This is a genomic window from Rhodococcus sp. NPDC003382 (assembly GCF_053589135.1).
Window position 1 is genome coordinate 40,881 of sequence record NZ_JBSFRH010000048.1, and the last position, 9,005, is coordinate 49,885.

Sequence of the window (9,005 nt, forward strand, 5' to 3'; positions counted from 1 at the left end):
GCCGCGGCAGTGCCCGCCCAGGCGCCGCGGCCGTCACCGCAACCTTTCGACAGGCCTGGGTGGGTTGTTCTCTCTGATATGACATCTGATTGGGTCGCTGAGTCAGCTATGAAGTCTCGGCCCCATAGTCCATGTGGTTGTCACGCGGCGGAGAGATGTTGAGCAAAAACAGTGATCGTCCCTTTTTTGCCCGCGGGCCTTGGTGGATCGTTCCTGGACTTGGGGTACTCGCAGCGGTAAGTGGGGCAACCACCGCGCTCGTACCGGGGGCATGGAAGCTGATCCCCATCGGTATCGGCGCGGTTCTCCTGGTGCTGAACTTTATTGTCCAAGTAGCGCGTAAGAAGTACGACGAGAAGGTTGAGGCGACGATGGCTAGGTATATCGATGCCCACTTATCCCCGTTGCTCCAGAAGGTTGCGGAAACGGTTGCGGAGACAAGTCTTCCTAAGCGACGGGAGCATAAGTCTTCCGTGCTGCAATCTGTAGTCAATGCTGCGTCCGGGATGATCGGACAGGGGTCTGCCCCCGTTCGAGCGAGCGTGTTCGAGTACTCAGACACTGCCGCAACCAAGATGGTTGCCCACCCCACCGCTTTCGTCGGAAGACGTGACAAGTCCGGGCGAGTCTACGACAAGGAAACCGCTACGTTACGGGCCGCGCTCCAAGGCGATCCGAGATTCGTCGAGGATGTCGACAACGAGAAGCTCACCTACAGCACCTATATGACTCATCCGATCATCGCGGGAGGAAACTTGTACGGCGTTCTCTCCATCGACTCCCCCAAGGTGGGGGACATCACCGAGGACGATGAGTACCTGCTCCAGCTGCTCTCCGTTGTCGCCGCTATTCCCTACGCTTTGGAGCAGGCACCCTCACAGCCGGTGAACCGGCGCGTTGAGCCCTAGGTAAGGAGCCACTGATGGGAACTCGCAAGAAGCAGAGCAGCCAGGGGAAAGTACGCCGCATCTCCAAGACCTCCGCAGTCTCTACCTCAAGCATCGACACCGTCGATGCGGACATGCCGAACTTCGCCAACCTCAAATCGGGCTTACGCGAAATCCGCCGTACAGGTCACATGCCTAAGAACGTTCGCAGGTTCACCCTTCGCAAGTCGTCTTAACGTGACAGGCCCCTTCACGTAAGCGGCGGCACTCTACGCCGCGGCTTCTGCTTGTCTTCGGGAGCTAGAGGCGCCTGCTCCTTTGCTTGTCATGCTCAAACTCTGGCCGTCGCTGGGTTTCCGGTTCCGGTCGGTGGTGCTCATGCTGGCGCTGCCGCTCGTGTAGCCGCTCACGCTGACGATCGATGTGGTTCCGATCGAGTGCGGCACGGCGATCCTTCGGTCGGTCCCCGACCAGCGTGTCCTCATCGGTCACATGGTGGGTACTGCGGTAGGCAGCCGCGTCCGCGATGGTGGCCCGCCACAGGGCAGCGTGCTCGGGATTCTCGGGGCAGGAGCCAAGAGTGGACCGTGCCCACTCGGGTGCAGTGTCGTCAGTGAGTCGGTCGCGGAAGCTGCCGTGCAGCTCGGTGATGGTCTGGTAGTCCTGGCGGATCTGTTCGGCGAGTTCGGGGTCGATGTGGTCGGCGTCGGAGACAGGCGCGACGATCCATTCGGGGGCGTCGGGGTTGGTGAAGTCCCGGCCGTCGGCGGCGATGCGGTCGAGTTCGGCGAGCAACACGGTTACCGGGGCGGTGGCTCCGGCCCGCTCTGCAAGGTCGGCCACGATCTCCTCGACACTCGCATCGCTGAGGCGCTGGATATGCGCGATGCGGCTGGCAGTAGTCAGGGCGCGTTCGTCGTGGGTCTGCAATGCCAGCGTCGGCAGGTGCTCGGCGATCGTCTCCTGGTGCTGTTCGAGCCATTCGGTATTACGTCGGGCGATCAGTTCGGTCAGCGGCTTCGCCATGTCGGTCCGCAGGGCAGCGGCGGTGACCTCGACGTCGTTCTCGGCCAGGCGATCACGGTGCCAGGTGAGCAGATTGATCGGGTCAACACCGACTTCGGCGGCGCGGTGGAGCTGGCGGGCGAGCAGGCGGGTGGAGGCTTCCTCGGCGATGCGGGCACCGAGTTCTTCTCCGAATGCGGCGCTGGCCAGGGTGCGGACCCGCTGCGTTTCGAGCAGTGCGCAGGTGTCGCGGTAGCGGCGGATGACTTCACCGATGCCGGTGTCGGCGGCCGCGGCGCGGTCGGTGGCCTCGGTGTAGCGGCGGGCGCACTCGACCGCGAAGTCGTACATCTCCGCGTCGGTGTCGAGTGGGCTACGGATCGGCAGCGGCGGCAACACCGGATCCTCGGTGAACTGGCCGACGATGGCGCGGACGCGGTGGGCGAGAACCGCTCCCATGTCCTTTGCTCCGGTGAGCGAGCCTTCAGCAAGGGCGTAGCCGAGGACGGTGCGGGCGCTGCGACCGTGGTCGTGGGCGTCGGCGAGAACCTGGCGCAGCTGCGCCCAGCCTCCGGTGCCCTCGATGGGGGCAGCGATGTTCTCGGGCAGGGTGCGGCGCATCTCGGCTTCGAGCGCGTCGTCGCGCAGGCGGCGTTGTGCGACCAGATATGCCTCGCGCAGCCGCTCTGGGTCGGTGGCGTGGGCGGCTTGGTCGGCGAGTTCTTCGGTGGCGGTGCGGTGACTGTTGTCGGTGGCGACGACGGTCTCGAGGAGCATCCGGCCGGTGGAGACGTTCTTGTCTGCCAGGTGCGAACGCTCGGTGTCGAGGCCGACGGGCACGTCGACCGGGACGTAGAAGCGGTTGTCGGTGCGGGCACGAGTGACGGCCACATACAGGCCGGAGCGGTCCATGTCGGGGGTGATGACGGCGTGGGCGGTGTCGACGGTGACGCCCTGGGCGCGGTGCACGGTCGAGGCGTAACCGAGCTGCACATGGGCGTTGATGTAGTCGGCCGGCAAGGTGAGGATGCCGCCGTGTTCGAGGTGCCGGACGGTAAGCGCGCCGCGTTCGGGCAGCACGTCGAGCACTTCCCACAGGTCACCGTTTCGCACGAACGATCCGGCCTTCTTCCCGCCGGAGGGGTTCAGATCGCGGCGGTTGCTGCGGGTGAGAACGATGTCTCCGCGACCGGCGGTGAGTTCGTCGGCGAGGCTGACGGTGGCGGATTCGTCGCTGATTCCGTGGCGGCGGCGCACGGCCTGGACTTGGATGTTCGCCGCCTTGACGTCCTCGCGGGTGGGCAGCATGACGATGGATTCTTTGCCGTCGGCGAGGTCGTGGAGGTAGTTCTCGACGGCCTGGCCGATCATTTCTTCTCGGGTTCCCTCGCGGACCAGATCGCGTTCGTAGATCAGATCCAGTCCTGCAGAATCTCCGGATCGCAGCAGTAGGGAGTTGTCGGCCTGGGCGTTGTCGTCGCCGAACCGGACCACGGTTCTGAGTTCGGGGGCATCGGTGTGCTCGGCCAGATAGCGCAGCATTCCGCCGGTTTCCACGGCGTCGAGCTGGGCCGGGTCACCGAGCAATCGGACGATTGCGCCTCGCTCTTTGGCGATCTGTACGACGGCGGCGAGGTCGAGAGTCGAGGCAAGGGAGGCTTCGTCGACGAGCAGCATCGTGCCCGGTGTGATGTCGATTCCCGGCGGGAGGGTTCCGGGCCGTCCGCCGATGACACCGCGCCACGGGTAGGTCAGTGAGGCCAGGGTCAGACCGGTGACATCGACTTCTTCACCGAGTGTTTCGGCGGCGACGGCGGACGGTGCAAGGGCGATGACGTTGTGGCCTTCGGCCTGCCATGCCTGCACGACGGCCTTCATGCTGGTGGTCTTTCCGGTACCGGCCGGCCCGACACCGACGGCCAGCAGCGCGCCGGATTGCAGGAAGTGTTCGGTCAGGGTGCGTTGTCCGGCGTTGAGACTGCGGCCGGTTTCGGCGCACATCGCCTCGTAGACCTCGTGGATCGTGGCGGTGCGGGCGGTGAACACGGTGGGCTCGCTGGTGCCCGAGACCAGCATCGTTTCGGCGTCGAGGATGCGCTGCGAGCTGTGCTTGTGGCTGCCGTGGTGAGACAGGATGAAGTCTCCATTGCGGCGGCGCAGGCGCCTCGGGATGGCAGGTAGTTCAGCCCGCGGGGTGGTCACCGACAACTCCAATACTCGGTCGGTGAGCCGGTCCACGGCGGTGCGGTACGCGTCGATGCTGGGGAATTGTTCGCCACCGAGGTGCGCCTGGACAGCGGAGATGACGTGCGGAAGCTGCCAGCGGGATCGCTTGGATTCGAGCTTGGTGATCACTGCTCGGGCATCGTCGTCGAGGCTGCGGTGCTGTGGCTGCGGGGTGTGATCGGCGGCGAAGGCATCGCGGATCAGGTAGTCGACGGCCTCGCGGCCGCCGAGGATGTCAGCGGCCTTCTCGCGCCACCCGGCGCGCATTTCGGCAAGGGACTTCGGGTCTGCCTTGCCTTCGCGGGTGTCCAGGGTGGCCTGCTGGTAGAGCCGATACATCGTCTTGGCGTCGGGCATCCGCTGGTACTTGGCGCGGTATTCGGCCACGAGTTCGTCGCGGCGGACCTCGATCTCGGTGCGGCGGGAACTGAACATCTCGAGCATCTCTTGTGGAATCACGGCTAGCTCGACGATGGGCTGCTTACCCTGTTCGACTTCGCGGGTGGTCAGCTCGAGGCCGAGTTCGGTGCTGAGGCGCTGCATCACTTCGGCGTTGAAGCGCTGCGAGGCGGCGACGGCGAAGCGGAACAGCGTCGAGCCATCGACGGCGCGCCACTTGCCGTCTTCGGCGGCCTGGGTCTTGATCGACACGACCGCGTGGGTGTGCAGATTGGGGTCACCGCAGCGGGAATCGAAGTGCTTGTAGAGCGTGGCGACGAAGCCATTGGTGTCGATCTGCTCCTCTCCGTTGCGACCGACACGGGTAAAGCAGGCGTTCTCCTCGAGCCACCGGAGGGTGTCTTTCACGGTGGCATCGACGATCCGCTCGATCTCGATGCGCGTCTCGTTCGGTGCCAGTGCCCACAGACTCGACACGCTCTTGGGTGGTGTGAATACCAGGTCATGACCGGCGACGGGGTGGCGAACTTTGCCCTTTTCGTGGGCGATCCAGTTCCGCAGTTCGGCCTCGTTTGCCACCGGCCGGCCGTGCTTGTCCTGGAACATGCCACCGGCAATACGGTCGAGAATCGCGTCGGACTGTTCCTTGCTCGGGACGTGTCCGTGGGTGTCGGTGTACTCGGCGATTTCGGCGGCGTGCCGGTCGAACAGTTCGACATTGTTCTTGAATGTCGGGAACTTGCGGCCGAGTCGGGCGAGACGAATTGCGTCGTCAGATGGGACTCCGCGGTCGATGAGTTCGTCGATCATCGCGTCGGCATTCGGGTGCAATCCTTCGCCGAACAGCGCCTTCATCTGCGCCTCGGTGACGACATCACCGACGGTGATTCGATCGGCATTCTCGACGTGAAGGTCGTCGAGAACCTCATTCAAACCGGCGACTCCTGAGCCGAACCATTCACCGGGCGGTGTGCCATGGGCGGTGTAGTAGTCGGTCAGTTCTGCTCCACGTTCACGCTCGCGGTCGGCCGTAGCTACCTGACGTGTCAGGTACTCATAGCCGTCCGCGGCGTGCAGGACGTGGAGGGTCATCACGGGCTCGATCGTAGCGGTGCGAACGCGCAGTTTGGGAGCAAGATTCCCGAGTGTCAGTAAAACTGCAAGAGGTGTGTCCCGCTTATCTGCCTGCATTCACGCTTCGCTAGGTGAGGTGTGTGGTGGCGAAGCCCGCGAGCTGTGCTCGCGGGCTTGCGTCGCTGCGGCTGACTGTCGGCTTGCTCGGTTACGATCTTGGATATTGCCGTCGTTGGAAGGTTGGTCGGGTGAGCGAATCGGGGGAAGCAGTGAGCGCCGAATCGAAGGTGGTCTCGGCTCGGAGTCAGGCACGGTCGAAGCTGTCGGAGCGACGGGCGGAACTGCTCAAGCGGATCAGTGACAATCAGCGCGATCTCGAGCGTGCCTTGGCCTCACTCGAAAAGGTCGACAAGGCGGCGACGCGACGCGACGCGGCGATCGCCAAAGCTACCGATGACTTCGAGAAGAAGAAGCACGCCGCGGAACTGGCTGCAGGTAAGTCGCTAGCACTGGTTGTCGGCCGGGGCGAAAGCTCGGCGTCGATCGCGGAGCTCGTCGGGCTCGACGCGGTGACCGTGCGGCGGTTGGTGAAGCTGACCGAGGATGGAGCCGACGGAGATTCGGATTTGTCCGCGCCGGAGCAATCGAAATCGGAGACTGAGCCATCGTTGGATGCGGTGTCCGTCTCGACCGTGTAGAGATCGGCAACGGCGCGCGGTGGAAGACCGGTGATGTGTTGAGCGAACCTACTTCTTCCACTGCAAGGATTGCTACAGAGCGCCCGGCCGTATCCCTTGCGGCGGACGCTTGCGTCGTTCGAGCCCGCACAGCGGATGCCTGTCAGACAAGTCAGCGTCAGATCGTCAGATCGGTTCGGCGCCTATTCTCCGGGACTGGTCGCCTGGGCGCGTTATCGCGCGACATCTCAAAGGTTTGTCCGTCGGCCGTGCTAGGAACATCGTCAGCACGATGATTCAGACAAAAGACCTCGGAGGGTTTATGGATCTCACCGACCCCACGTCAGATCCTCGGGACGTCCTATTTGCGTTCAACAAGGAGATCTGGAAGAACCGCTCCTTCAAGACGGCACTCTCGTTTGCAGATCCGGTCCTGCGGCTCTGCCTGGCGCAGAACTGGCTACACCCGATTCTGGATGTTGTGCGCTCGGAAGGATTCGATCCCGACGAAGTTGCCGAGGCTCTGGCCAACCTGGATGACTCGCATCCGTTGTGGTCGTCGTTCGAGCGAGTGCAGATGAAGGGGCTCGATGCTTGGCCGGACCTGAGTACCAACGATTGGGCAGTAGGGGGACATGACCGCCCCGTCACTGCCGACGTGGAAGAACTCTGGCTATACGACAGGAGAGGGAAGACCGGCAGTCTGATCCAAGGCAACGGTGATCCCTACATCCCGTTCTTGTTGAAGTACGGGCCAGGCGGGTGGAAGATTCTGAACATCTGGAGCTCGATTGTCCCCAGTCCTGGCTGGCCCCCGAAGCTTCGTTAGAACAGGATTCCCCTCGCTGGCTCACCCAATGGCCTCGCGAGGGAGAGAAACTAGCCGACAGCGGATGCTGTAAGCGCGCAAGGTCGAAACCAATGCCAGGATTCTGGATCGGCGAACATGGATGTTGAAGCCGACCGTGCTGCGTCCGGCAGCGCGGTCACTGAGGTGAGGGGTATGTCATGCAGCGGAGCGCAGTGGAGTCGGCGTTGCTCGATGCGGTGCTCGACGTGATGCCGGTGTCGGACATGGCACTCGAAGCTGCGGTGGCCGGCATCCCGGTTCTCGACGTTCCCAAGCCCTCGGGAGTCGATGTGGTGGTGTCGAAGGACGGCTGGGACATCTGATCCGACCGGCCCGCGACCGACGGGTTCGACACGCCACGCCACGGCGCGGCGTCGTCGTCCGAGTCGGTCTGTCGCGCAGCGTTGCGACAGGCCACCGGCGGGTCGAGGCGTTTGTACCGGAGCCACGGGAGTGGCCGACCGAGGGGCTCGATGCCCCGATGGGCGGCGATCCGCGCACGGCGTGATGCCGAGTTGTGGATATGAGATTGGGCAAGGCCCCGCACCGGGTGGTGCGGGGCCTTGGTGTGTGGGTGGGGCTAGTCCTCGTCGGTGAGTCCGAAGTCGGGCAGGATTTTGCGACCTGAGTCGAGGATGCTCGCCATGCCGTCGGGGTGCATCGCGTGGTCGAGGACCTGACGCATGAGTGTGGCGAGCTTGGGGATCTGGGTCTCGTGGGCGGCTTCGGACTCGATAGCTTCGATCGCGACTCCGGCGCGGGCTCCGTCTCCGTGGGCGTAGGTGACGGTCGCGAGGATGGACAGGATCGCGAAGCGCGCGTAACCGGCGGTGTGGCGGGCGGCGTCGGTGAGGATGGCCTCGGCTCCGTCGCGCTGGGAAAAGTAGAGGGCGATATCGCGGGCCTTGGGGTTGTCGGCGAGGGTGACGGCGAGGGCTGCGGCTTCGGTGGCGGTGAGGGCGCGGCGGTCGCGGATGGCGGTGCGGTAGGTGTCGAGGTTTTCGGCGTCGGTGGCCTGGGGCGCTTCGACGCGGGTGTGGCGTGCTTCCCACTGGCGTGCGAACAGTGCGGGGGTGTTGTCGATGACGGCGAGTTCGGCGGCGAGGGCGTCGCGGCTGGCGGCGATGGGTGCGCGTCCTTCGACGGCACGTTCGGTGGCGATGGCGCTGGTGTGCGGGTCGGTGAGGTATCCGCTCGTGGCGCTGGGAAAGTCGAAGTAGAACGCTCCGGCGGTGTACTCGCTGATGACGGTCGCGATGGGAACCTCCAGGCCGAGTGCGTGCGCGCGGCGGGTGGCGACGAGCAGCGTGTCCTCGGCGGTGTCGCCGTCGGGGTGAGCGCTGACGAGTGCGACGTTCACGGCGTCGGCCTGGACGGTCTGCTTGAGCTTGTCGACGGCGCTGATGACGGTGGCGGGGTCGTGGTCGACGCGGGCGACGGCTCCGACGCGGCCAGTGATGGTGATGGCGGCAATGACGATCGAGTTATTGGGGATCATGCCGAGCATCGCCGGGATGCTGGCGACGAGTTCGCCGAGGTTGAGGGTGGTCGGGGCGGGGTTGTTCTCTCCGTTGCTCATGATCTTAGTTTACATCTGTTTTGGTGCTTTTTTGATGTTTTTTTGATGTTTTTCGGGTGACCTGTGTCACTGCTTTTTATGGCCTGAAATGCGGTTTTGTGGTGCTCGCGGGGTCGTTCCGGGTCGCTGGGGAGCGGGTTCCTCGGTCGGTCGGCGTGGCCTGGTGGACCGGGCGCGGCGACCACCGGGCAAGGGGCTGTCAACGGCCATCGTGATGTCCCCGCTCTTGGCCAGGTGAAAGTCCCCGCCTCGTGGGTGTTTCGGGGGTTGGGGTCAGGGGCGTTCACCTCGTTCGTGTCGGGCTTGGC

The 9,005-nt window shown here is 64.3% G+C and carries 7 protein-coding genes; 5 read left to right on the forward strand and 2 right to left on the reverse strand.

Annotation, left to right across the window (positions count from 1 at the left end; genetic code table 11):
* Positions 1–155: 155 nt before the first annotated feature.
* Positions 156–908, forward strand: a complete 753-nt coding sequence (locus tag ACWDUD_RS25205; protein WP_450111076.1) for a GAF domain-containing protein — start codon at positions 156–158, stop codon at positions 906–908.
* A gap of 14 nt (positions 909–922) precedes the next feature.
* Positions 923–1,123, forward strand: a complete 201-nt coding sequence (locus tag ACWDUD_RS25210) for a hypothetical protein (protein ID WP_450111077.1) — start codon at positions 923–925, stop codon at positions 1,121–1,123.
* Between the two features lie 64 nt (positions 1,124–1,187).
* On the opposite strand, the gene mobF is transcribed toward ACWDUD_RS25210, so the two are convergent.
* Positions 1,188–5,609, reverse strand: coding sequence for a MobF family relaxase (gene mobF, locus ACWDUD_RS25215; protein WP_450111082.1), 4,422 nt, complete (start codon positions 5,607–5,609; stop codon positions 1,188–1,190).
* Positions 5,610–5,734: 125 nt separating this feature from the next.
* Between mobF and ACWDUD_RS25220 the strand changes: the two genes are divergently transcribed.
* The 3 genes from ACWDUD_RS25220 (at position 5,735) to ACWDUD_RS25230 (ending at position 7,441) form a co-directional block, all read left to right on the forward strand.
* Positions 5,735–6,289: a hypothetical protein gene (locus tag ACWDUD_RS25220; RefSeq protein ID WP_450111078.1), complete on the forward strand. Its 555-nt coding sequence runs from the start codon at positions 5,735–5,737 to the stop codon at positions 6,287–6,289.
* Positions 6,290–6,590: 301 nt separating this feature from the next.
* Positions 6,591–7,097 carry a hypothetical protein gene (locus ACWDUD_RS25225; RefSeq protein WP_450111079.1) on the forward strand — a complete coding sequence of 169 codons (507 nt, stop codon included), beginning with the start codon at positions 6,591–6,593 and terminating at the stop codon, positions 7,095–7,097.
* Positions 7,098–7,276: 179 nt separating this feature from the next.
* A complete protein-coding gene (locus ACWDUD_RS25230; RefSeq protein ID WP_450111080.1) occupies positions 7,277–7,441 on the forward strand; it encodes a hypothetical protein in 165 nt (54 codons plus the stop codon).
* 257 nt (positions 7,442–7,698) lie between these two features.
* On the opposite strand, the gene ACWDUD_RS25235 is transcribed toward ACWDUD_RS25230, so the two are convergent.
* Positions 7,699–8,697, reverse strand: a complete 999-nt coding sequence (locus ACWDUD_RS25235) for a DUF4192 domain-containing protein (protein ID WP_450111081.1) — start codon at positions 8,695–8,697, stop codon at positions 7,699–7,701.
* Between the last annotated feature and the right edge of the window lie 308 nt (positions 8,698–9,005).

What these genes read in the sequence shown, in the direction of transcription:
- mobF (WP_450111082.1), bottom strand. Translation starts at nt 5,609, where the DNA reads ATGACCCTCCACGTCCTGCACGCCGCGGACGGCTATGAGTACCTGACA.
- ACWDUD_RS25235 (WP_450111081.1), bottom strand. Translation starts at nt 8,697, where the DNA reads ATGAGCAACGGAGAGAACAACCCCGCCCCGACCACCCTCAACCTCGGC.
- ACWDUD_RS25205 (WP_450111076.1), top strand. Translation starts at nt 156, where the DNA reads ATGTTGAGCAAAAACAGTGATCGTCCCTTTTTTGCCCGCGGGCCTTGG.
- ACWDUD_RS25225 (WP_450111079.1), top strand. Translation starts at nt 6,591, where the DNA reads ATGGATCTCACCGACCCCACGTCAGATCCTCGGGACGTCCTATTTGCG.
- ACWDUD_RS25230 (WP_450111080.1), top strand. Translation starts at nt 7,277, where the DNA reads ATGCAGCGGAGCGCAGTGGAGTCGGCGTTGCTCGATGCGGTGCTCGAC.
- ACWDUD_RS25210 (WP_450111077.1), top strand. Translation starts at nt 923, where the DNA reads ATGGGAACTCGCAAGAAGCAGAGCAGCCAGGGGAAAGTACGCCGCATC.